Raw genomic sequence first — 23,038 nt, 5'->3', positions numbered from 1 at the left:
AATTGCTCTTGATGAGGCACCATGAAAAACCCAATTTTCTCAAAAAACATCTTGATCATCGATCAAGCCCTTCCAGCACCAGACCCGATCCGATCCGATCCGATCCATTTGGTCGCAAGGGGTGCTTACGCTTGCCAGCGTACTCGGCACTGAAAAAACAGCCGTTTCATAGGTTCCATAGATGTATCGGACGGGTTTTATTGGGAGCGTGGCCTCATGGAAGGTGGCATTCTAACATCAGCCTACGAGACAACATAATATTGACGTCAACTTAATGGATAATTTCCGATGAAAGGGACTGCCATCTCCGGCTTCCGTCCCATCGGCATTCACCTCTACGACCTCAACCTGACAGCGCAGAGCGCTTAGCGTACTCAAATTTCCGTTTCCTCTATTCGCCCCTAACACGCGCAGCGAGCCTCAAACCCCCTTCGCATTGGAGCGCGCTGCCGGTGGTGGATCTGCTCGTCGGCTTCGGTTGGTCGCGGTAAGCCCGTTCTATCCAGAGACGGGCCGCGTGCAAGGTGTCGTGGAATACCGGAGGGCAGTTTCATCGCCCGAGGATATGTCGCGAAAGCACCTTGCAGGCAAGGCACAGCGGCGGATAGAACATCGGGGCGTGCGCTACCAAACGATGACGGCGAGCCACCTGGTAACTCGCGGATGGGTGAGCAAACCGCCCTGCAGGACGGTGCGCAGGCCGCTTGTTGGAAATTGCACCGTACCTGACCACCTCACTGCGTCAGCACTGACTAGACGTTTGCATTGCACTTCACCACGCGCGTGCCCGTTCGGTGGCGGAGACGCGTCACCTGTAAAGGCTGCTTGTCGTCTGGTGGGATGGCGCGCAAGTTTTTATTTTAGCGGGTTTAGTAGCGAGAAAATGAGGGTGAATTGACTGCCTTTTCCCTGCCCTTCGCTGCTTCCAGTGACAGTTCCAGCGTGGGGCATCAACCAGCTCACGGACAACCGTGAGCCCAATTCCTAATCCTGTACCATTGAAGCCGATAGCTCGAGCATCCTGTACATACGCGTCGAAAATTAACGGAAGGGACTTTGAAGAAATCCCGATGCCGTTGTCGGATACCACGATCTTGAGCCGATCTATATCAGCTGTAGCTATAATTCTGACTAGTCCAGAACCTTGTGTGTACTTGGCAGCATTAGTGAGGACATTGGTGAAGACTGCGAAACTCTGATGAAATCACCATTCGCGATCAATGGCCCGTCAGGAATATCCACTTCACATTGCAAGCTCTTCGCGGCCATCAATGGACTGCATGCATCGATCGCTTGACGGAGAATACAGATGAGGTCGACATGTGCGTAGTTGAGCCGTAATTTGCCACTACTCGCCCGGGAAACATCAAGCAAATCTTCGATCATGCGTGACAAGTGTTTCACCTGGTCCTGGATCAGTGCGCACATTTCAGGAAGTTTTTCGCGTGGCGTCCGCACCATCCTCTAAGCTAGCATGCTGATCGGCGTCAAAGGATTACGCATCTCATGAGCCACGGACGCCAAGGCATTTCTTTGCTTAGCCAATGCATGCTCGGCATGGGCCTGAAGCTTGTGTGCATGTAGGGCAGAAATGACTAGCTGCTCATTCGCTTCACGCACCTCATGAAACAAATCAGATTTCTCAGCTGTACTAGGTATTGGCGCAATTCCCGAGCTGATAAGGTGGCCAACACGAGCTGCTGATTAGCCTCAACCAATAACCGCAGCAGTTCTACACGGTCGTCAACACAGTCGTGTGATTCTTAACCTACAGGATCCATTGCCGGGGGGGCGTCGGCATTGCGCTCGCGAAGCGCTCCCCTAGCGTGTAAAAATAGCGCGAAATTTTCCAGAATAAATTCGGAAAATCGCATCGAATTCTATTCTTTTTTGCTTTGGGATTTCTTAGCGGTGGCCTCAGGCTTACCGTTCTCGTCGTTCGCGAGATGATCTGACAAGGCCACATCTTGCGTTTCTTCGCCCAAAGATGAACCTTGCCCATCTTCTTGAGAGTCATTTCCAAGGCTACTGCTCGCTTTGAACCAATGTTCCAAGTCTTGGCCATTAGGTTTGCCGTCTTGCTCCCAAAGAGCATAAGCGGCCTCTTTGATTTTTCGCTCGTCCATCATTGCTTCTCCGTTCAGTTGTCCCAGCGTTCTACTCAAGCAGGTAATGGACGTAAGCGGTCCCACGCCCTCACATGGGTAATTGCTTTGCTCAAATGCAGTGTCAGGCGTTCCGTCGTTCGAAAACCTGCTTATCAAGAGCCTATGAACTCTAGCAGTCGAATCGTGAATGCGTTGGAAAGCGTCCTAAAGACTCCGTAAATCCGCGGTTACTCTGTTCTCCATTTCGATGGGAAGGATGACGTCACCAACCGAACCGGGGGACTGTGTCTCGTGCAACTTACAGCGTACGTACGAGCGGTGGATTGGAGCGATGTCGCTCATTGCTGTTCCAAAGCGTTTTGATATACTGCGGCCTTGCGCTCCTTCGCAGAGCCAAAGAGACCCGTTAGCCTTGCCGGGCGCGGGTTTCACCCCCTCCGCTCCTGCTTTTATTTTTCGCGTCTTCGTACTGGCCCAAGCTCACAGCACTCAAGCGCTTCATCGAGCGTCGGGAATGTGCCCCAGTCTGTAGGTCGATCCCATGCGCCGCCGTCCAGACAGAGGACGTTGTACAGCTTCCCTTCCGGATACAACTCCTAGAAGTAGGCCTGCTTTTGGCCAATTTGGCGTTTAGCTCATCGTCGCTGATTGCGAACTCGTTACCCTCTGCGCGGTGACAGCCTTGAACCCTGCGGTCGTGTGCTTCGCTCTGTTCCCACGAATACGTTTCGATGTAGGGCAAGCCCCACCAATCTTCCGTTTCCAGTGGTTCGCGGTACTCATTGGCAGTTGTTGAAAAATTCTCGCGCAGCGTCGGATTGAAGGGGTAACCCTTTCCGACAGTCTCTTGATTCTGAGGCCGGTGTTTAGCCAGGTAGACATCAACGGCGGTACGTTCGCCATCAAAGCCGGGGATTGATCTTGTCTTTGCGCTCATTGGCCAATCCTCCTTACTGGAGGTCGTTGTTAGTCAGTTGAATCGCTGGCAGGTCTGGCAGCAATTCATCAAAACTATCCTGATTAGGTGGGGGCAGTCCTTCGCCGTGGGGCATTTGGATGTCACCTTTATCAGCTGATGGAATGCCGCGCAGTTCACCAGTACCCAAGTCAGCTTGATCGGCAGACGAAACCAGCACGCGGGCATTGAATCGGGCGTATTTGAGATTGTCGCGACTATCAGCCCAAGCTATCCGGCTGTTTACGACATAGGCCAAGGCACCGCCACGGTCGCCGCCAAGCTGGATGGTTTGTATCCATGCTTGTTTGGTCAGGACACGCAGAGCGCGTTTGGTGGTGGTGGTCGAAACTCCCGATAGCTGTGCAAGCGTTGCATGGCTGGCTATTAGCGCGTTGCTTTTGTCCATATTCGCAATGAGCACATGCAGCAGCTGAGCTGCCCGAGGGGCTTCGGCAATCAGTACGGCCAGCGCTTCATGAGCTGCACGTTCTGTCTGCACCCATGTCCCTCTAGGGGCTGGCTGATGTAAATTCCGCACCTCTTTGTCTTCGTCTTTCATCCGGCCTCACTCAGCTAAAGGGGGGGTAGGTCATACTGTGACCTAGGGGTAGGTCATACCTGCTCGTTATCAAGCAAATTTGCTTGATAAGCCGCATCTTATCCCACATCCAAACTCAATGGGTAGATCATATTTGCTCGTTATCGAGCAAATATGGCCCAGGGGTAGGTCACACTGTGACCTAGGGGTAGGTCACACTGTGACCTAGGGGTAGGTCATTCCTGCTTGTTATCGAGCAAGCTTTGTTTCCCAACGAGCATGGATGATCTAGGGGTAGGTCAAACAATGGCCTAGGGGTGGATCATATTTGCTCTCTAATGAGCAACTTTGCAGGCCATCGAGCACGGATGACCTAGGGGTAGATCATTCAGGGGGGTAGGTCACCAACTGTGACCTAGGGTAGACCACCAACTGAGGACCACCCTAGTGCATCAACTGGCCTAACCCTAGGCCATATAGTGAGCTACCAACGCCTCTGGAGGCCGTGTAAATCAAGGGGTTTGAAGTCATCCTTCTTATGATCTCAATTACCTCCCACTCTGGTGTTGCTGATAGGCCGTCAAAGTCGCCTGCGGCAGCGGCCAGTCGGAAGCGCCCGACAGACTACGGCTGCGCCTTCGCTAGTCAGTCACTTCCGACTGGCTCACTCACAGGGCAGTGCTTGTAAATAGTCGTGCGACTGACGCCGTACCTGGCGGCAACGTCTTTCACTGTCATGCGGGGATTGGCTAACAAAATGGCAATCTCGTTGCGCTCCTTGTCTCCGATCTTCGGTTTACGGCCTCCAACGCGACCGCGTGCCCGAGCTGCTGCAAGTCCGGCATGCGTTCGCTCAATGAGTCGATCACGTTCATAGGCGGCCAGGGATGCGAACATGCCAAGCATGAATTTGCCCTGGGCAGTTGAGGTGTCGTAGTTCTCGGTGATCACTTCGAACGTCACTCCCATTTGCTGGAAGAGGTTCACTAGGCTGATTAACTCTTGAAGATCACGGCCAAGGCGAGACAGTTGCCAAACGACAACGGTATCCCCACGGCGTAGAGCTTTGACCATGTTCTCTTGTTCGGGTCGCGGGGCCTTGGCTTTTGCTCCGGTAATTTTCTCTTTGTAGATCCGGGTGCAGCCTGCGGCTTTGAGCGCGTCGGTTTGAAGATCAAGATTTTGATCCTGCTTGCTGACTCGGGCGTAGCCGATGCGTATCCCCCCAGCGATTAAATCCGGTGTCGAATGGTCGCTGATGTCGCGCATAAATTGCTCCCGCCGTGTGATCGATCAGAAGGTCATATTCTGACACGTTTACTTGACACTGTTAGGTTTATGGGTTTCTGGACACTCAAGCTTAAAAAAATGCCCGGTTGCCCGAGCGTTTTGAAAGTGTTCAGAAAACGGTCGTTTGGTGAACACTATTCAATCAACGGATTTGATGAGGTATTCGCCCTTGTTTTTTACGTTGCCGACAATCCTTTGAAACTGGATACCACTCAAAATCATCCGCGGGTTGGCCAAGATCCTTGGCTATTTTCCTTTGCACGGTCTTTCGTCAGGTTTGGTTGAAGCCATTCGCGAGCGAGTTCAGGGGTCAGAACGACTGGGCGTCGGTCGTGTACATCGAGCATCCCTGAATCTGAATCCCCGGTGATGATCAAAAATCCGGGAGGTTCGTCGGGTGACTCGCCTTGCTGCACCTGAGCCAACCCTGCAAAAAACATAGGCTTGTGCGACTTCAAGCGGATGAAGAAGGGTTGTTTCTTCTTTTCATCAAGTTCGTCACGTACCCATTCATACCAGCCATCGGCAGGGATTAAGGCGCGGTGATCTGGGAAAAGGGTCTTGTAGAAGCGGCCTTTCGCAATCGTTTCGATACGCGCATTGATAGGTTGCACGATCCTCGGTTTAGGCCACTGCACCTCACGTTTCCAACCCCAGTGAACAGAGCTGATGTGTGGCCCGTCCGGGTCTACGTGAATCACTTGAACATACCGGGTGCAATGTTGTAGCGCTGTATGGGTGTCTTATCGACCTGAGCGAATAGCTCGCCTTGCGGGTCAAGTTCATGAACGTATTCATCCATGGATCTGACATCACGAATCGACCACACATACTAGGCTCCTGTTGCCTGGGCCGCACGTTGATAGGTACCGCGGGCAAACCGAAGCTGTTCGTTCAAATCATCGAGGTGGGAATGGTCTATCGCACCATCGTCGCCGTGCGAGTCGTAGTCAGCCAAATACCGTGTGATTTCTTCCTGGGCGTCTTCGTCTAGCGCATGCAGTTCTGTTAGGAGCTTCATTCTGTGTCAGACCAGTGACTTAACGGGGCGTCGGCCAGTTCGCGTGCTTCGCCATCGTCAATGGCTCCAGCTGCCTGCATGGTGCCCGCTTTATCAAGAAGCTGTGAATGCCATAGGGCAAGGTCTTTGCGCTCTGATTCATCGTCTAACAAGGCTGCCACTCGGCCATAGCCTCAAGGTTTGCTGTGGTATTGGTCATGCCTTCGCTCCAGTGGGTGAATGGGCTAGTACCAGCGACCAAACGGGCCGGGTGGGGTCACAGGTTCCTTGTGGCCATTAATGAACTCGATCATCCAGTTCAACCCGTCTTTAAGCGCTTCAAGATCGTGCCCGTAGCCTTCATTGGACTGATTAACAATCTCGTCCTTGTACAGAACACGCCAATCGTACCAAGCATTTTCCGGCTGACCGAAAATCTCTATTTTCGTCATTTAGTCATATGGGAAGCTGTGTTTGATCCGCAAATGGGATGGGAGCTGTTCGACTGTCATGTCATACCCCTTTGTTTTTTCGTATGTCATAAATTCTAGCTACTGACAGCCCTACGAGCTTGGCCAGCAGGTTGTTAGAAACCAAGCCAAGTAAGTGTTCATAGGGCGTTAGACGCGATTTACGTTGATATAGCGGCACGGCAAGTGACAGCCGGCGCTTTTCAATGATCGTGATCGGCACACCGGTTGCGCGGCTAATCTTGGCGTCTGAGGTTGTGTAGAACATGGACTCATAACCAAGCAGCGGACCAACGTAATTTTCAATTGAGGGCAGGGGGTCCCGCTGGGGCAATGGCTTACACGGAGCAATACGAAGTGACTCCCGCAACTCAGTGACCACGTTCACGGTGACTCCCGATAGGGTGGCTAACGGTTCATCCTCGATCAGTCCCAGCAGGGCGCTGTATGGCTTGATCAAATGGCCGACCGGTATGCGCTGACCTGGTGCAACGCGGGTGTGTGCCTTGATACCCAGCGATTCGCGGTACGTTTTTACGCTGGATGGTGAAACGTCAGCCTTACGGCCTATTTCTGCATCGGATCTGCACCCAAGCAGGTGGCTGTAGGGCGCAATGGCAATGCCGATGTTCCATGCGGGAATGTTAAACAGCTCGCGGCGGTATCGAATTTTGCCTCTGGTACTGCCGGTGATCGCGGCAAGCTGTTTATCGCCCATGGTCCCCAGTTTGCAGTCGTACCAACGCGGCACGCCGATGCGGGTCCAGTCAGCCACCCTATCGTTCTCGCATGCGAGAAACCGTGAAACTGGAGCTGTCTGGTCAAAAGTTTCGAAGGTCATAACCGTGCCGTCACTTGATCGCAGCAGGCTTCAACGCAAACCGGAACGTTTGTTTGTCAGTCTTGAGCATCACGGTTGCCATGGACGCATCGGGGCCGCTGATTGCGAAAGCAATACGGTTGGCCTTGGTATCGCCATTGCGATATGAGGTCGCCCAGTTCTTCGAGTCGGAAATGATCATTTCTTGAAGAATCTGATTTGCTGGCAGGCAGAAGTCAGCCTTCGCAAGCGCTGCCGAGTCATAGGCGAGCATTGAGTCAGATGAGACAGGAAGGCAGGCTTTAGTCTCAGATGCCTTGGGAGCGGTATAGCTGCTGCCGGGGTTATCATTGCAGCCAGCAATGGATAGCAGGGCGAATGCAATGAGCAGTTTGTTTTTCATGGTTTGTCTTTCCTAATCATTTTCACTTAGTGACACCTGGTCGAGCTGGCCACGCCAGAAATCGCCGCCGTCCTCCAGCACTTTGACTTCCTCAGTGTCGTAATTGACTTCAACAACCACTCCAATCCCAAACGAGCAGGAGCCGGTTTGGAATTCAACCGTTTTGAATAGCAGGGTCATGGATCCCCCTTGGTTACGGCCTTTTGTTGCCAATACTTCAAACGTTCTGCGTCAGCCTCTCTAACAAAGCGTTCGATCATGGGTTTAGGTGCGCAGATCTGCGCGTAAGCCCAACCTTCCGGTGCCTGGAGCAAATACGCTGAATACACCTTGTCGCGAATCGCCAATGCACGCTGTTTGGATACGCCGTGAGCAGATGCGACAGCACTGAGTTTCTTGCCTTCCACAAGGATTTCGAAAGCCACGTCAAAGCTTTTGTCGTGCATGCGTGTGTCGGAGGAATTGCGTATCCGCTCGAAGGCATCGAGCGGCACGCGTAGGTCTTGGTCAGCTGCTTTTCCTGCTTGTGTCATGGCTCAGGGTTCCAACTACCAGCCAGCTTTTGACGCGCTTCCTGCAATTCGTTTGCGAGATATTCCTTCTCGTCTTCCAGCGCCTTGATCTGCGCGGCCTGAACAGAGATCTGTTCATTGAGCTGTGCAATCAGTTGTTCCGGCGTTGGTGCCGTCTTGGCCTGGGTAGTGTCGTCGTTGCCTGCTTTGCCTTTCGATTTCCCGGGGCTGGTAATTCGAATTGCTTTGGCGCGTTTCAGCCCGGTACGCACTTCGTTGCGCAGATTCAGTTCAGGGTCATTCTCTGCACGACTGAGCAATTCCGCGGCTGCGGTCTTGTCGATGTTTTCCAGTCTATTCAAATCGTTTACCAGCGAAACGTCAGCGGTAACACCGGACTCTACGGCGGCCCGACCGATGCCGTCTTTCTCCATCACTTCCAGATACTTCAGCCGCTCGGCAACCCAATTGAGGCCCTTGTTCCATTCGTCTGCAACCGCCTGCAGGGTGCCCAACTCTTCCTTGTCGGCCTTCAGGGCCAGCGCAATTTCAAGCTGAGTCAGTCCCTCACGTTGAACGTTCTCAGACCGCTGGATGCGCTTGGCCTGCTGATCTGTAAGGTCGCGGATGACGCAATCGAGCAAAAGCCCTTTGAGCGCGCAAGAACGTTGCCGACGCTCCCCGGCGACCATTTCATAATCGAAGCCACTCTCAGGGTTTGGATGAGGCCGGATGACTGCCGGTTGTTCTTGCCCGTTGGCCTCGATGTCAGCGCCCAGCTCCATCAAGGACTCGGGGGTAAATCCGGGATTATTTTTTGAGCGGATCTGCGGTTTGCATTCGATTTGGCCGGGGCTGATCTTGACGATCATTTCACCCTCTTGAACGACCGGTTTTTTACGCTGCAAGTCTGAGAGTTTGGTGATGGCAGCGCCGAAGGCGTTCTTTTTTGATGGTGTAGTTGTCTTGGTCATGTCGGTGTCCTCAAGCTGCCCATACTTTGGAAAGGATGGCGTTGCAGGCCTGCTTCATTTCTCGGCCTGCCACGCGCTGGCTGCTGCCATTGGCTTTTACCCAAACTGGGTTGCCACTGGCCAACGACTTGTTTATGCAAGGGCGATAGATGATCTGCTCTGCAAACATCGAATCGCCGTAGCCTTCGCGAAGTCCTGGTAATGCGTCGATTTCGTCAGGACTGCGGCTGTTGACCATGTTGGGGAGAAAGCCCAAAAAGTTGAGGGCAGGGTTGAATGCATCTTGCACAGTCTCAATGGTGGTCATGAGCTTGGGCATTCTGGACAGCGTGAATTTGCTGATGTTGAACGGTGCTACCACGCAATCAGATGCCACCAGTGCCGCAACCATGCGGCGCTGCAAGTTCGGAGGGGTATCAATCATGCACAGGTCAAAGTCATTCTCGAAGCGCTTCAACGCGCCCTTGAGGTTATGCACCACTGACAGATCCATATCGTCTACGTCTAGCAGCGGAACATCGGCCTCAATCAGCCATACGTTCGGCGCAACCTGCCGGGGTACACGGCCTTCATGCTCATCTGAAAAAAGCTGACTCGACATCAAGTACGGGGTTTCATCGTCGTCTTCGATCGCATCGAAGAACTGTGAAAGATCCCCTTCATCAAGGTCAACGACCAACACGCGCTTACCCTGTTCGGCGGCAAGCAATGCAAGGTGAATCTCTAAGGTGGTCTTGCCTACGCCGCCTTTCTGGTTCGCTACGGTGGTGGTTTTCATGGTCTTCTCCGGCTTGGCCGTTAAGTGAACATGGATCAATATTGGCTAAGGTAAATAGATAAGTCAATACCTCTTGGGGTTTACTTATGGAATTTCTCGCATGCGAGAATCGGGCGGGGGAGGGCTGCTAGCATCTGCGGCAGCCATCGCCTGTCGCCGTGGGTTCAGTTTCCTGCGCGGTGATTCAAATGATGGTTTAGGAGGTAAGCCAGGGCGGCTCCTGGCCTACCTCCGATCTGCTTAAACCATTCAGCTCCCCGCCCTGCTTGATTCCGCCTTTCCCCCCTTTGACTGCCAAGTCGTCTGATGACCGTTCATCCGTAACGTGTAACAGAATTGAGAAAAATTCCATTCGGGGTGTCTACCCCGCGATGTCCAGCCCTTGGACACATTCTGTAATTGCCAAACCCTCAACGCGGGCATGACGCCTTATACCCAACGCGTAATAGACAGAAAGGATATTCGTCGCGCGCTCAATCACTTAGCCCCCCGACTTACAGCTCGGAACGCCGATTCCCACGGCGGAGCTAAGTGATTTCCTTCACACGAAACAAAAAACCTTTAACGAAAAATTGATTTCATGAAACGTTTTGGATATTGTGAGTCACGAAACACGCAAAACGTCAAACAAAACTCGGAAGAGGAAGAAAATGCGAGGTGGGATCTAGAAGAAAATCGTCAGGGAATCCAATATCGCGTCTGTTTTTAGCTTCCAGCTATTCCGAGGACGTGATGCAGACCCTAGACAAAAAAGACCTGGCGACCTTCGCCGTGGCCCAGCCCGACTACCGAGTTCACCTGCATGAGCGTTGGCAGGACTCCACGCGGAAATGGGTGCTGATAATTGAAAGTCCATCTACTGGACAGTTTTTTACCGTAGTGACAGCGCTAGGGAAGACTCGTTTGTTTACGAATCCCGAGACCGCTATCGACTTCATTAAAGAGGCATGCCCTAACAATCCGGATAACGCAATAACAGTAACGTACGGGAAACCCCCGTCATGACTTAATGAGGGCATATCATGCAACTCGGAATTGGTAGCAAAAACACTGATGTAGCAACAACCAAACAACCCACTTGGCGCAAGTCCATCACCGATGGTGCTAAAACCCTTCGCCAGTGGTTTCAACCCCGCAACGGCCTCAACCACAATGCGCACATGCGCCAAGACTGGACGGCCAAAGCAGAGAAGTATTTGCTACTTGGTGGTGTATTGGCGTTCGCAGCACTGCCAGAGTACGCAAACGCTGATGTTGACTTCTCCCCTCTGACCAACCTGATCAAACAGACGGTCAACTTCCTGATCTTTGACTTGGGCTACTACCTGGGCATCGCTGCAATCGCGATCCAAGGCATGCGCGCTAAGTCGGGTCGCATCGAGTGGTCAACGTTCTTTTGGACATGCGCAGGTGTGTTCATCGTGTTCTTTGCACCGAACTTTGTTACTCAAATCAAGAACGGAGCGGCTACCTCGATATGACAAACAACGAGCACGAGCCTGATGAGGGTGAGGTGCTTGTGGTTGCGATGGCCCGGCCATCCATGGTCGGCCCATTTACGCTGTCGAGCATCCTTGTCAGCTTATTCTTGCCCTTCATTGCGGCAATGGTATTCAAGAACTTGTGGCTGATTGCTGCAATCCCATTCATGTTCGGAGTGACTTATTATATCTGTTCCAAAGACATCTACTTGTTTGGTGTTCTTTGGGCCGTAACGAAAGTTCGCGGTTCACGTAATAAGCGCCTGTGGGGGTATCGAAGCTATGCACCTCGTTGACAAAATGTTTAAAAAGTTGACGCGCAACCTCGATCTTTCCGTGGGCGTTCAACAGCCTAACGGCTCCGAAGAAGACTTGCATGAGCTTGAAGTTAGCGAGTTCATTCCGTATGACATCCCTTACGATGACAATACGGTGATCACGAAAGAAAGCGCTCTCGTTCAAGTTATCAAACTTGACGGCCTCTACTTCGACTCGTTGTCCGAAGCACAAGTGAAGCAATTCGAGCGCCGCCGAAACACCATGTTGCGCAGTATCGCGTCCAGTAACCTTGGCCTTTACGTCCATACGGTTCGCCGCAAAATCTTCGATTATGTGGAAGGCGAGGGCAATACATGGTTCGCAGAACGGTTTAACGATGCTTGGCGCGAGCGGTATGTTCAGCAGGGGTTCTATATCAACGAGATTTATATCTCGCTGGTAAGAACGCGCTTCCGAGCTGGTGTGCCTGGGGTCATGGATCGTGGTATCGCTTTGCTCACTGGTACAAAGCCCACCGCTGCGGATCCGGAAAGCTACGAGGCGATGGCGGCAGACCTGTACAAAGCATCGGGTTTGCTCCTGAGTGGCCTGGGTGATTACGGGGCGCGTCGATTGGGCATCCATCGCCTGCCAGAGTATGAAACCGAAACCGTTAGTCGCGCTCAGGCTTTTGAAGCGATCAAGCGGTTCCGGTGGAATTGGGAAGAGTTCAAAAAAGACCATGGCGACCATGATCAATATCCAGCTCAGGTAGTCGTGGATTACCTGGGTGATGAATGGTCAGAAATCGCCACGTTCCTGCATTACTTGATCAACCTTGAGGATCGTAAGGTTCCGGTGAGCGATCTGAAAATGTGCGATCAGTTGCCCTACGCACGGCTGAATTTTCAGGTTGTAGCGACTCTGTGTGAAGTGCGCGGCAGTACCAGTTCACGTATCGGTACGTTTTTGAGCATGGCCGAGTGGCCGCGCCGTACTCCGTCGCGAATGATGAACAACTTCATGCAGCAGCCGGTTGAATTCATCATTACGCAGTCGTTCTTCTTCACAGACCGGATCGCGGCTGAGTCGCAATTGACCGACGAACAGCGTCGTTTGTCTGTGGCCGATAAGTACGGTGTTGCCAGTGATGACACTCAAGAAATCACTGACAACCTCAAAGAGTTGCGTCGTGGTGATTCGGTAAACGGCTGGCACCATCTGACTATCTTCGTACACACACCGTCGTTGCCCATGGACAGCGAAGCCAACCGCAAGGAGAACATCAAGAACCTTGATCGTGATGTGAGTCTGGTTGAGAAATGCTTCATCGACTTGAACGTCAAATCGGTTCGCGAGTGGATCGGTGCCGAAACCTTCTTTTGGTCGCAGTTGCCCGGTCAGTCCACAGCGCTGATAGGCCGCCGAGGAAAAATCAAGTCCGCCAATTTCTCTGGGTTTGCATCGCTGCATAACTTCGCAATTGGTCGTCGTGACGGGAATCTGTGGGGACCGGCAATTACTGTTTTCGAGACTGAAAGCGGGACTGCCTATTACTTCAATTTCCACCGCGAGCTTGAAGGGATGGTTGCAGGGCACACTGCGATTGCCGCTGATACCGGCTCGGGTAAAACCACTCTGCTTGCGATGATGATCGCGCAGGCCGATAAGGCTAAGCCTCGGGTTTTCTGGTTCGACAACCGCTACGGTGCCAAGGTCTTCATGAAGGCAATGGGTGGTGTACACACAACCCTGTCTCCGCATAGCGGTATGAAGTGGAATCCGTTCAAACTGGATGACACGCCTGAAAACCGTGCGTTCCTGGTGGATCTGCAAGTGCTGATGCGAGCTTGCTATGCAACCACGGATGCGGGTGCCGACGACATCAAACGTTTTAAGCGTTTGGTTGATGAAAACTACTCGCTGCCGTATCAGGATCGGCGCTTGCGCAATGTTGCGTGGGTCTACGGTCAGGGTGAGTTAGCAGACATCATGGCTATCTGGCACGGTGCTAAAAACGTGATCGGGGCTAATGCCGGTGTGTTCGATAACGTCGAAGATTCGATTGACCTGAATCAGTCGCGGTACTACTGCTTTGAAATGATGGAACTGCTCAAAGGTGGTGAGGCCCGTCCAGAACTCCCTGTTCTGATGAGCTACCCACTGCACCGCATTGAAATGGCAATGGACGGTACGCCTTTTATCTTGGTACTTGAAGAGGGTCAAAACCTTGTTAAGAACGAGTATTGGAAGAAGCGTATCGACAACTTCATCATGCAGATTCGCCGTAAAAACGGCCTGCTTATTTTCGTTACTCCGGATGCTAAATACTTCCGTAGCGAAACAGATTCAATCGACAAACAAAGTGCGACAAAGATCTATCTGTCAAACGATGGTGCTACCGATGAAGATCACCAAAACCTAACAGTAATGGAAAGAAAGTGGATTCGTGAAATTGGACCTGCATCGCGAAAGTTCCTTATTCGCCGTGGCAAGGAATCTATTCGCGCCGTTTTCGATCTTTCGGGACTTCCTGAGTTTATCCCGGTGCTGTCTTCGAATGATGTTGGCGTAGCTCTGATGGAATCGATCATTGAACGCCTCGGCACTGATGATCCTGAACAGTGGGTTCCTGTCTTCATGGAAGAAGCCCAAGCGAAAAACACCCATAACATGAAGGCGGTCAAATGATGGCTCGTATAAAGAAATTAGGCCTTGCTACAGCGGTCACTCTCGCGCTCGGTGGTACAGCACACGCGGGTGTTCCTACATTCGACTACGCAAACGCTGCCGCGATGGCTCAAGAACTGCTCCAGCTCCAAGAGCAATTCAAGGTTCTCAAGCAGCAGTATGAGACGCAGACCGGCATCCTCGAAAACCTCGAAGGCTCGTACGGTCGCGGTTCAATCGGCCTGAATGAATCCATCGATTCGGCTTCGGTCGTTCCTGGGTCATGGCAAGAGGTCGTTGCACAACAGGGTTCGGGGGCATACGGCAGTAAACAGTCGTACTACGAAACCTTGATCAACACCTTGCCACAAGAGTTGTTCAACAACCCAGAGGGCCAGCGTGCGCAGGACTACCAACTTAGCTCCAATTCGGTACGTGCTGCGATGTCTGGTGGTGACGCTCTGTATAGCGAGGTGCAGGTACACCTGAACAACCTGGCAACCCTGTCTAGCAAGGTCGATACGACCGTGAATGCTAAAGATGCGGCGGATCTGCAAAACAGAATCGCTGCTGAAAACGGCATGTTGACCTCTGCGCAATCAAAGCTCGCAGCGCTGAACATGAACCTGCAAGCGAATCTGAACAACGCAGAAAACCAAGCCACCTCGGACAACGAGCAGTTCTACAAGTGGACTGACCAATAATTCTCGCGTGCGAGAAAAGGAGTAACCATGAAAGCGTTCGCCTTCATCCTCAAAGTCGTTTTGTTCCCCGTATGGGCACCCCTTTGGGTGGTCAAGAAACTGTGGAAAGTGCTGCTGATCGCCGTTGTCGTAACCTCTGCTTCTGGCTGCGTGACCAATACCGGGAAGCTGGACAAGTCGCCTTGTGCCTGCACGTTCACCCCGTTTGTGGCCCCGGCTGACAAGGAGACCAGCAATGTTTAAGTGGAACGCAGTCAACATCACTTCAATCATCATTGCGGTAGGAGTTGCTGGCGGGCTGGTCTACATCAACAGTTCGACATTCTTCCGAACCAGTAGCGATGACAAGGCACCTATCACCCGCGAAAACGCGCCTGCCGTCAGCGGTGGAAATCCGTTGCTGACGGCAAAAAAGGACGATGTTAGCCGCTGGTTCCCTGGCACCTGCTTTGCCGAAATTTACATGGAGTCTTCCTCCTACGGTGGTGCCTTGAAGCGTGGGTGCATGGAGAAAACTGCGAAGGAGATTCAAGCCGAGACAGGGGAGCAACTGACCGCTGAGGACTTCCGCAAAGCCGAAGTGATTTCTCACTTCAAAACCGTTTACGGGGCAGCTCCATGGCGGTCATGACCCTTAAGGGTCTAGTAGGCGCTTCTGATGAGGTGTCTACACGCTTCGTTGCCGAGGTGTTTCCCAACCTTGCCAACCTTGTATCGCCTGCTGTGTACGTTACAGCGGTCGCGTACTGGGCGACGTTGGGGTACTCGGTGTATAGCGGTCGCCAAGGTATCGATCCTTGGGACTTCGGCAAGCGAGCCATGTTGACCATTTTGGTCTTCACCTGCCTGAACTGGGGCACAGGCGGTTCGATGATTTATACCGCGTGGGCTGCTGCTACAGAGTCTCTTGCAGCCAATGTAATGAGTGGCGGTTCAACCACGACAATGCTTGATGCGCTGTACGTCAATATTGGCAAGGTTTCGAGCACGCTGATGAATGTGAGCTGGCGACAGTTCGGAATGATCTTGATGGGCTATGGCCTGTTCCTGGTCAACTGCATTCTGTTTGTCTGCGCACTGCTGAACATGCTGATCGCTAAATTTGGTGCTGCCATCTGCATGGCGATCATGCCGGTAATGGTTGGCTTCTTCTTCTTCCAAGGGACTCGCCAGTGGGCAATGAACTGGCTGAGCAAAATGCTGAATTTCACGCTGGTTTATGTGATGTCGATTGCCATAGTTAGGTTCGGTTATGCGGCCTTTGGCGATGCAATTGACGAAGTGACAAAAGCAGCAACGATTTCAGATGCAGCGCTGATCACTGCACAGCAGTACGGCACGCTACTGATCGTTGTGGGCATTTTGGTGATTTGCATGTTGCAGGTACGAGGCTGGGCCGCTGCGCTCTCGTCAGGCGCGACCGTGCAAGGTGGATCACTGGTGATGATGGCTATCAGAAGTGCAGGTATTCGCTAATGGATAGGACACTGAAAAATGATGAAGAGGCTCGACGCAAACAGTTGGTCGAGGGCCGCAAGGTTCGCCAAGAGCGTAACCGGGCTATCTTCGGTAGGACGCTGGACGCAGTTGCGATCCTTGGCTTGGCGGTAGCTGTAGTGGTCCTGTCTGACATCCACACCGTCATTCCGGTTGTGACTGTGATTGGTGCCGATGGTGAAGTGCTAAAACAGCGCATTGTGGACAAGGACAACGTGACATCAGAGGAATCGATAATCGAATCCGATCTGTATACGTTCATCAATGCTTGCAACACTTTCGATCCGCGAATGAAGCAAGAGATGTCAGACGTATGTCACCTGTTTTCCAGCCCCGAAGTGGCTCGCCAATATGAACAGGAGATCAGCCCGGATAACCCTGACAATCCGTACGCTCACCTCAGTGAGAAATCTTGGATTTCCGCGCAGGCTTACGGGATAACCAAACTTGGTGACATCTATCAGGTTTCCTTTAACTCGAATTACCACGAAACACCCACGTCGAAGGTTGTACAAACCAAGTACGTTGCAACTGTGAAACTCACGCACACGCTGAAACCGCGCAAGCTGGGCGACCGTTGGGTCAATCCGCTGGGCACTGTCGCTACAACTTACCGCAAGAATGAAGAACTGAGCCGCCAGTAACTCATTCAACTTATAGGAAACTGATATGAACATTCGGACATTGCCGCAAGTGACAGCTATTGCCCTGACAATCTCAATGGGCGCAATTATCTTGCCTGCTCATGCGGCCAAGCTGCCGACTTCCCTTATCACTGATGAGCGGGTGAAACAGGTCCCGTTCGATCCAAATCAGGTTTACGAACTGGTTGGCACATACAACTATCAGACTTCTATCGAATTTGAACCTGATGAAATGGTGAAGGTCGTTGCCCTGGGCGACACCATTGCTTGGCAGACGGTGACTTATGAAAACCGCCTATTCTTGAAACCGGTAGAAGACAACGCAAAAACGAACCTGACCGTAATTACCTCAAAGCGTACTTACTACTTCCAGCTCAACAGTACCAAATCGCAAAAAGGTCAGTCGTACTTGGTTCGCTTTGTATATCCAAGCAGCCGCGTGACCAGCTTTGCCCAGTCCAAGGGTAGCCCGAAGGTCGCGTACACGGCTTCATCCAGTGAGCCGAACATCAACTACGGCTTCTCTGGCGATAAAGATTCGATTGGCGTGACAGCCGCCATGGACGATGGCGAGTTCACCAAATTCCTGCTGAAAAAAGGCGAGGACATGCCGCAGGTCTACATGGTGATGCCGGACGGCACGGAAGCACTCGTCAACAAGCGGAGAGAGGGTAACTACATCATGGTTGAACGCACTGCCAGCATGTTTGTACTGCGCGACGGTAACGCGCATGTCTGCATCGAGAACCTGGCCAACCCTTACAAGCGCACCGTGACCCGTGGTGCGCGCGACGGCGGAGGTGCATAACCATGAGCGACCAGACCAACAAACCAGCCGACCGCGAAAAGACTCGCGAGGAAGAAATTAAAGAGTGGAACGAGTCGCAATCGAACTCGATGCTCAAGTCCGGTGGATCTGGCAACAAGCGAAGCGGCATTGCAATTATGGTTGCCGCAGTCGCCGTTTGTGGCTTCGTCTACTGGCTCCAGAACAGCGGCGACAGCCCCGAAAAAGGGAAGGGCGGCAGCAGTGAGGTCATGATTTCTGAATCTCGCAAAGTCCTCGATCCGGCACCGCCACGCAAACCCGCGCAGGTAGCACCCGTCTCCAATGATGGTGCGAAGGGGCAAACCCCACGGCAAACGGTCAACGCTCAACAACAGTCGTCCGGTGGCATGTCCGAGGCTGAGAAGCGCCGTCAGCAATTGGAGCTGCAAAAGCAGCTTGAGCACGAAAAGATGCTCGCTGCGCGTCAGCGTTCCTCGATTCTTGCCTCCAGCGGCGGTGGACGTAGCGCAGCTGGTGCCCCTGCTGGTCAGGGGGCAGCCGGTCAAAGTGGTTCGGGGCTTTCCCTTGGTGGTGCTTCGCGCAGCAGTAACGGCCCGGTGAACAGTAACGATGCGTTTGCATCTTCAACGTTCTCGTCTGGTGTACCAGTTTCGGAAGCTCGCGCCATGAAAGACCTTGAATTCAAGGTTCTTCAAGGGGCGACTATCGACGCCGTTCTACAACCGCGTGCGAAAAGCGATCTTCCTGGGCAAGTGTGCGTGAGCACGCAGCGAGACGTTTATGCAGCTGAGGGACGCCGTGTCTTGATCCCGTGGGGTTCGACTGTATGCGGCAGCTACAACGCAAGCCTCAAGCCCGGACAAGAACGTCTGTTCACCATTTGGAACTGGTTGCGTACGCCAAGCCTGTCGGGTCGGCCAGCCATGGAAGTGCCGATCAACAGTGGTGGTACTGATCAACTCGGTTCTGCCGGTCAAGGTGGCATCGTAGACAACCACTGGGCACAAATCTTTGGGGTTGCAGCTGCCGTTTCGATCATTGGCGCGGGGGCTTCAAATACCGGCGTAAGCAGCAGTGATCAGGAAAACTCGGGATCGAACTATCGCACCGAAGTGCAAGAGGCTGCGGCTGACTCTGCGCAGACCATCCTTGGCCGCTACGCAAGCATTCAGCCATCGCTAACAGTGCCCCATGGTTCGCGGGTCGTTATCTACCTGAATCGCGATCTGGATTTTTCTTCCCAGTACAAGGAAGAAGTCGAACACGCCAATAACGGCGGCGTTACATACATCCAGTGAGGGCCGGTCATGTCTGAGATTGCATCGTTTCGCGCAAAACTTCTGAACCTGGCTCCGCTGCTCGATGATCCAGCAGTGACAGAAATTGCCATCAATGGCCCTGGCAACGTTTGGGTAGGCAAACGTGGCCAGCGCTTCATGAGTCCGATCATGGTCGAGGGCGTCACAATGCCCTTGATCGTTTCCTTGGCTCAGGTTATCGCTGCTCACACAGGTCAGGACGTTGATTCATACGCCCCGATCCTGTCCGGGCGGATCCCGATCAACCTTGACGACAATGTGCCCGATAGCGAGCGCGGTGATTATCGCGTGCAAGTGGTCTTGGCTCCTGCGGTGGAGCAACACGTCGGGGGCATTGTCACCATTCGTAAGCCAGGTCAGAAACTCATGACCTTGGAAGATTACGAGGCGTCAGGCGCATTCGACCGGATCAACGTCGCGCATACCTCTTCTAAATACTCGGATACGCACTTGCGCGATCTGATGCGGGATCGTCAGTGGAAGCAGTTCTTCATTGGGATCATGAAAGCCCGCAAAAACATCATGATTTCTGCCGGCACTAACGCTGGTAAGACGACATTTCTCAATAGCTTGTTGCAGCACATCGACCCGCAAGAACGAATCGTCAGCATCGAGGACACCCGCGAAATCAATCTGGCCACGCAGAACAAGGTCCATTTGATCTACTCGCGTGGTGGCCAAGGGCGTGCGCGGGTTACTCCGTTTGATCTGCTCGAATCGATTCTGCGTCTGACTCCCGACCGGGCAATCATGGGTGAGATTCGAGGTGGTGAGGCGTTCCCCTTCCTTGAGCTGCTGAATACGGGCCATAGCGGTTCGCTGTCGTCGATCCACGCGGATTCGCCTTCGATGATGTTTGAGCGCTTGGCCTCCATGGCTGCACGCGGCGGTGCCGAAATGACCAATACCCAAATTATCGAATATGCCCGTCACCTGGTGGATGTCGTAATCCAGTGGGAGTACGGCTTTGACGGGCGCAGGTTCATTACCGAAGTCCAATACGGATCGGAGGTTGTTTCCTATGCAGCATAAATTCTCCCTAGCGGCTCTGGCCTTGGCATGCATTGCCGGTACTGCGATTGCTGATGATGCCGCGACCACTATCCCGGCACCTGTCGTGTTCTCCGAGCTTGCCACCAAGTGCGCGCCCAAGGTCAACCATCAAACGCTGAATGCATTGGTTGGCAATGAATCGACTTACAACCCGTATGCAATTGGTGTTGTGGACGCCGTTCTGGAGCGTCAGCCGAAAACCCGGGCCGAAGCCAATGCGACGGCTGAACAGCTGGAGCGCGAGGGATACAACTTCTCCGTAGGTATCGGCCAGTTCAACATCAAGAATATTCGTGCCATGGGGCTGACCGTAGATGAGCTGTTCGACGCTTGCCGCAACCTCGAAGTGAGTAGCGAGCTGTTTGTCGGTTACTACACAGATGCACTTGCGACCACGCCAAACAAGCAAGAGGCGGTGCGCAAGGCGTTGTCGCGCTACTACAGCGGCAATGATCGTCGCGGGTTTGTGCCTGACAAGCCGGGTGATCCGAGCTATGTGCAAAAGGTTGTCAGCCGCGCTCTTGATCCGAACAAGGTCGATCCTATCGTGCCCGCCATCGAGGCCATTGAAGGCGAGGAAGCGGCACCTGTCGCCGCCTCCTCGACTAGAGGCTCAAATGCGCCTGTACGTCCACGCAGGGCCGCTCAGGTAGCAAATGAGCAGTGGGTGATAGTCACAGTGGATCGCGCTGCAAAACAGCATGCGGAGGCTCCTGAGAGCGCCGCGACTGATTCCGAGACGGCAGAGACGAAGCCAGACGACAAGACGAAGCCATCTGTACAGGTCGCTTTGAATACCGGTGATGAGGAAGGATCTGAGCCGGTCGCTGAGTTCCATCGACCAAAACCAGCAGCCCGAAAATCCGAACGTCAGGCCAACCCGCAACAGTCGGCACCGTCCTTCGTACAAATCATCAACTGATTTTCTCGCATGCGAGAAATAGGGGGAAATATGCAAAACAAAATGATCTTGGCCTTCCTCGGGGGGCTGCTGGTGTCCGGTGCAGCGTTAGCAGAACCGCAAGCAGGGGATGACCGAAGCGACCCGGATGCTTGCGGAGCGGCGCTTTGCGTGATCGGGAAAATCCGCGATGACGACTGCAATAAGTACATCGACCAATATTTCGATATTGAGAAATACAAGCATGGTCATTTCAGCCCAAGTCGAACAAAAGAAGCACGGGGTAAATGGCTGAATGAGTGCAAGGACGATACAGAAGAGAAGCGGAAAGCCAACGATATTTGGGGTCCGGTTCAGAGGGGTTTTTGATGACAGCGAAGTACAGCATTCTCGCCCTGGTACTAACGGTGGCGGCTGCCACAACGCCGTTTGCCAGTGCCACCGATCTGCCTAACCCCGAGCCACGCCGTATTGAGGGGGGCTTTTCGCCAGAAGGGTCAGCGCAAACGCTGATCCTGAACACCATCCAAGCCGCTACCAGCTCCATCAGGCTTTCAGCCTATGTGTTTACCAATCCAGACGTGACCCGCGCTTTGATCGAAGCCAAACAGCGTGGCGTCGATGTGGCGGTGGTAGCGGACTATCGCAGCAATTTCGAGGACCGCCGGGGCCAAGCCGGTAGCCATGCGCTGACCTTGCTGGCCAAGGCCGGAATCCCGACCTGTACCGTCGATGTTTACCCAATCCATCATGACAAATTCTTTGTCGTGGATGGCATTGCCGTGGAAACCGGCAGTTTCAATTTCACAGCCGCCGCCGATAAGAAAAACAGCGAAAACGCGCTTGTGGTTTGGAATGACGCGGATCTGGCGCAGCGCTACTTGACCCATTGGCAAAGCCGCTGGGATCAAGGCCGTGCAGTGCAATCCAACTACTAAAACGAGGAACCAGCACATGCAAAAAAACACTGGCGAAACCGTCTATCACGTCTTCGAAAAGGGCAAACCTGGGCTTGAATTTACGGATCCGGCCAAAGCGGGCGAAGCCTGGCACAAGGCTGCGCTGGCCGTTGATTCCACGGTGATCATGAAGACACCCGAAGGGAAAGCGAAGTTGTACGCGGGGGCAGGTGACGAGAAAGGCCAAATCTACAAGGAGCTGCCCTTTGACAACATGCCCGGCGCCGCTGAATTCAAGCACGCCTTCAAGGAGTCCATGGAGCGCGAGAAGTCTGAGCTGAGCATGCCGACTAGCAAGGCAGACTATCCCCAGCTTATGACGCCGGAAATCGGCAAGGTGTATGAGGGCAAGGTCGTTGCCATGCGTGAGAATATGGTGATTCAGGCCGTAACAGATGGGACCAGAACCTATCACGTTGAACACATGCGGACAGGGTTGCAGTTCAGCCACTCAGGGCAAATGACGCCGGGTAAAGACCTGTCGATTCGTTACCCTTTTTCAGCAAACGTGGGCATCGTAAAAGACCGCATGGAAATGACCACAAAGCCCCATGAACACCAGCCTAGAGGGTTTGGCGGGATGGGTAGATAACGCCTCTGCATTCTCGCATGCGAGAATGCACATTCAGCAGACACAAAAAAACCCGCTTCGGCGGGTTTTTTGCTGGAACTGCATCACCTATGAATTAGATTTCGCCTCGCGCTTTTGCGGCCGCGAAATCACTGAAAACCTTGGCGATCATGGCTTCACCAGCAGCAATCGACGAAACGGTTTTGGATACCAAAACCTCACCGTCAACCAGCACTACAGCAATGTACGGCAGACCCGCACCGGGTGGGCTGTATACGACGCCTTTCATGTGATTACTCCCTGAATTGAAATAGTAAAGTAATGGCTATCTGCAACCGAA

The 23,038-nt window shown here is 53.1% G+C and carries 28 protein-coding genes and 2 pseudogenes; 15 read left to right on the top strand and 15 right to left on the bottom strand.

The window, feature by feature from the left end; genetic code table 11:
- Positions 1-808 precede the first annotated feature (808 nt).
- From RGV33_RS34405 to RGV33_RS32985, 14 genes and pseudogenes are all read right to left on the bottom strand, one after another.
- Positions 809-1,174, bottom strand: a pseudogene (locus RGV33_RS34405) (sensor histidine kinase); the annotation flags it as partial.
- Between the two features lie 706 nt (positions 1,175-1,880).
- Complete coding sequence (locus RGV33_RS33045; protein ID WP_322148852.1) at positions 1,881-2,129, bottom strand: DUF2934 domain-containing protein; 249 nt, start codon at positions 2,127-2,129, stop codon at positions 1,881-1,883.
- A 385-nt stretch (positions 2,130-2,514) separates the two neighbouring features.
- A complete protein-coding gene (locus RGV33_RS33040; protein WP_322148851.1) occupies positions 2,515-3,045 on the bottom strand; it encodes a hypothetical protein in 531 nt (176 codons plus the stop codon).
- A gap of 13 nt (positions 3,046-3,058) precedes the next feature.
- A complete protein-coding gene (locus RGV33_RS33035; RefSeq protein ID WP_322148850.1) occupies positions 3,059-3,625 on the bottom strand; it encodes a hypothetical protein in 567 nt (188 codons plus the stop codon).
- Positions 3,626-4,249: 624 nt separating this feature from the next.
- The gene (locus RGV33_RS33030) at positions 4,250-4,873 is read right to left on the bottom strand and encodes a recombinase family protein (RefSeq protein WP_322148849.1); all 624 of its coding nucleotides are present in this window, start codon (positions 4,871-4,873) and stop codon (positions 4,250-4,252) included.
- Positions 4,874-5,032: 159 nt separating this feature from the next.
- Positions 5,033-5,725 (bottom strand): annotated as a pseudogene (locus tag RGV33_RS33025) (SOS response-associated peptidase).
- Between the two features lies 1 nt (position 5,726).
- On the bottom strand, positions 5,727-5,915 hold the full coding sequence (locus RGV33_RS33020; RefSeq protein ID WP_322148847.1) for a hypothetical protein: 189 nt from the start codon (positions 5,913-5,915) through the stop codon (positions 5,727-5,729).
- A gap of 224 nt (positions 5,916-6,139) precedes the next feature.
- Complete coding sequence (locus RGV33_RS33015; protein WP_322148846.1) at positions 6,140-6,346, bottom strand: hypothetical protein; 207 nt, start codon at positions 6,344-6,346, stop codon at positions 6,140-6,142.
- 61 nt (positions 6,347-6,407) lie between these two features.
- Entirely contained in the window at positions 6,408-7,205 is a 798-nt protein-coding gene (locus RGV33_RS33010; protein WP_322148845.1) for a hypothetical protein, read from the bottom strand.
- A gap of 10 nt (positions 7,206-7,215) precedes the next feature.
- Complete coding sequence (locus RGV33_RS33005) at positions 7,216-7,587, bottom strand: hypothetical protein (RefSeq protein WP_322148844.1); 372 nt, start codon at positions 7,585-7,587, stop codon at positions 7,216-7,218.
- Positions 7,588-7,599: 12 nt separating this feature from the next.
- Positions 7,600-7,767, bottom strand: coding sequence for a hypothetical protein (locus RGV33_RS33000; protein WP_322148843.1), 168 nt, complete (start codon positions 7,765-7,767; stop codon positions 7,600-7,602).
- Entirely contained in the window at positions 7,764-8,120 is a 357-nt protein-coding gene (locus RGV33_RS32995; RefSeq protein ID WP_322148842.1) for a TrfB-related DNA-binding protein, read from the bottom strand. Before RGV33_RS32995 ends, RGV33_RS33000 begins: the two co-directional genes overlap by 4 nt.
- On the bottom strand, positions 8,117-9,073 hold the full coding sequence (locus RGV33_RS32990; RefSeq protein WP_322148841.1) for a ParB/RepB/Spo0J family partition protein: 957 nt from the start codon (positions 9,071-9,073) through the stop codon (positions 8,117-8,119). The genes RGV33_RS32995 and RGV33_RS32990 overlap by 4 nt, the downstream gene beginning before the upstream one ends.
- 10 nt (positions 9,074-9,083) lie before the next feature.
- Positions 9,084-9,851 (bottom strand): ParA family protein, encoded by a 768-nt coding sequence (locus RGV33_RS32985; protein ID WP_322148839.1) that lies wholly within the window; start codon positions 9,849-9,851, stop codon positions 9,084-9,086.
- A 1,022-nt stretch (positions 9,852-10,873) separates the two neighbouring features.
- Here RGV33_RS32985 and RGV33_RS32980 point away from each other — a divergent pair.
- Genes RGV33_RS32980 through RGV33_RS32910 form a run of 15 tightly spaced genes read left to right on the top strand, consistent with a single transcriptional unit; the run spans position 10,874 to position 22,719 of the window.
- The gene (locus tag RGV33_RS32980; RefSeq protein WP_322148838.1) at positions 10,874-11,332 is read left to right on the top strand and encodes a TrbC/VirB2 family protein; all 459 of its coding nucleotides are present in this window, start codon (positions 10,874-10,876) and stop codon (positions 11,330-11,332) included.
- A complete protein-coding gene (locus RGV33_RS32975) occupies positions 11,329-11,628 on the top strand; it encodes a VirB3 family type IV secretion system protein (RefSeq protein WP_322148837.1) in 300 nt (99 codons plus the stop codon). Before RGV33_RS32980 ends, RGV33_RS32975 begins: the two co-directional genes overlap by 4 nt.
- Positions 11,615-14,281: a type VI secretion protein gene (locus tag RGV33_RS32970; RefSeq protein ID WP_322148836.1), complete on the top strand. Its 2,667-nt coding sequence runs from the start codon at positions 11,615-11,617 to the stop codon at positions 14,279-14,281. Before RGV33_RS32975 ends, RGV33_RS32970 begins: the two co-directional genes overlap by 14 nt.
- Positions 14,278-14,964, top strand: coding sequence for a type IV secretion system protein (locus RGV33_RS32965; RefSeq protein WP_322148835.1), 687 nt, complete (start codon positions 14,278-14,280; stop codon positions 14,962-14,964). Before RGV33_RS32970 ends, RGV33_RS32965 begins: the two co-directional genes overlap by 4 nt.
- A 27-nt stretch (positions 14,965-14,991) precedes the next feature.
- Positions 14,992-15,207 carry a hypothetical protein gene (locus RGV33_RS32960; RefSeq protein WP_322148834.1) on the top strand — a complete coding sequence of 72 codons (216 nt, stop codon included), beginning with the start codon at positions 14,992-14,994 and terminating at the stop codon, positions 15,205-15,207.
- Positions 15,200-15,595: a hypothetical protein gene (locus RGV33_RS32955; protein WP_322148832.1), complete on the top strand. Its 396-nt coding sequence runs from the start codon at positions 15,200-15,202 to the stop codon at positions 15,593-15,595. The genes RGV33_RS32960 and RGV33_RS32955 overlap by 8 nt, the downstream gene beginning before the upstream one ends.
- Positions 15,583-16,440, top strand: coding sequence for a type IV secretion system protein (locus tag RGV33_RS32950; protein ID WP_322148830.1), 858 nt, complete (start codon positions 15,583-15,585; stop codon positions 16,438-16,440). The genes RGV33_RS32955 and RGV33_RS32950 overlap by 13 nt, the downstream gene beginning before the upstream one ends.
- The gene (locus RGV33_RS32945) at positions 16,440-17,105 is read left to right on the top strand and encodes a type IV secretion system protein (RefSeq protein ID WP_322148829.1); all 666 of its coding nucleotides are present in this window, start codon (positions 16,440-16,442) and stop codon (positions 17,103-17,105) included. The genes RGV33_RS32950 and RGV33_RS32945 overlap by 1 nt, the downstream gene beginning before the upstream one ends.
- A gap of 25 nt (positions 17,106-17,130) precedes the next feature.
- Complete coding sequence (locus tag RGV33_RS32940) at positions 17,131-17,913, top strand: TrbG/VirB9 family P-type conjugative transfer protein (protein ID WP_322148828.1); 783 nt, start codon at positions 17,131-17,133, stop codon at positions 17,911-17,913.
- 2 nt (positions 17,914-17,915) lie between these two features.
- Complete coding sequence (locus tag RGV33_RS32935) at positions 17,916-19,193, top strand: TrbI/VirB10 family protein (RefSeq protein ID WP_322148826.1); 1,278 nt, start codon at positions 17,916-17,918, stop codon at positions 19,191-19,193.
- 9 nt (positions 19,194-19,202) lie between these two features.
- Complete coding sequence (gene virB11 / locus RGV33_RS32930; RefSeq protein WP_322148824.1) at positions 19,203-20,246, top strand: P-type DNA transfer ATPase VirB11; 1,044 nt, start codon at positions 19,203-19,205, stop codon at positions 20,244-20,246.
- Entirely contained in the window at positions 20,236-21,189 is a 954-nt protein-coding gene (locus tag RGV33_RS32925) for a lytic transglycosylase domain-containing protein (protein ID WP_322148822.1), read from the top strand. Before virB11 ends, RGV33_RS32925 begins: the two co-directional genes overlap by 11 nt.
- A gap of 30 nt (positions 21,190-21,219) precedes the next feature.
- Entirely contained in the window at positions 21,220-21,537 is a 318-nt protein-coding gene (locus tag RGV33_RS32920; protein WP_322148821.1) for a TrbM/KikA/MpfK family conjugal transfer protein, read from the top strand.
- Positions 21,537-22,106 (top strand): phospholipase D family protein, encoded by a 570-nt coding sequence (locus RGV33_RS32915; protein WP_322148819.1) that lies wholly within the window; start codon positions 21,537-21,539, stop codon positions 22,104-22,106. Before RGV33_RS32920 ends, RGV33_RS32915 begins: the two co-directional genes overlap by 1 nt.
- A 16-nt stretch (positions 22,107-22,122) precedes the next feature.
- On the top strand, positions 22,123-22,719 hold the full coding sequence (locus tag RGV33_RS32910) for a hypothetical protein (RefSeq protein WP_322148817.1): 597 nt from the start codon (positions 22,123-22,125) through the stop codon (positions 22,717-22,719).
- 94 nt (positions 22,720-22,813) lie between these two features.
- On the opposite strand, the gene RGV33_RS32905 is transcribed toward RGV33_RS32910, so the two are convergent.
- Positions 22,814-22,987 (bottom strand): hypothetical protein, encoded by a 174-nt coding sequence (locus RGV33_RS32905; protein WP_322148816.1) that lies wholly within the window; start codon positions 22,985-22,987, stop codon positions 22,814-22,816.
- Positions 22,988-23,038 lie beyond the last annotated feature (51 nt).

The sequence above is a fragment of the Pseudomonas sp. Bout1 genome, from assembly GCF_034314165.1.
In the GTDB taxonomy this organism is placed as follows: domain Bacteria; phylum Pseudomonadota; class Gammaproteobacteria; order Pseudomonadales; family Pseudomonadaceae; genus Aquipseudomonas.
The sequence above is the reverse complement of the archived record's forward strand: the minus strand, read 5'-3'. Positions and strand labels throughout refer to the sequence as shown.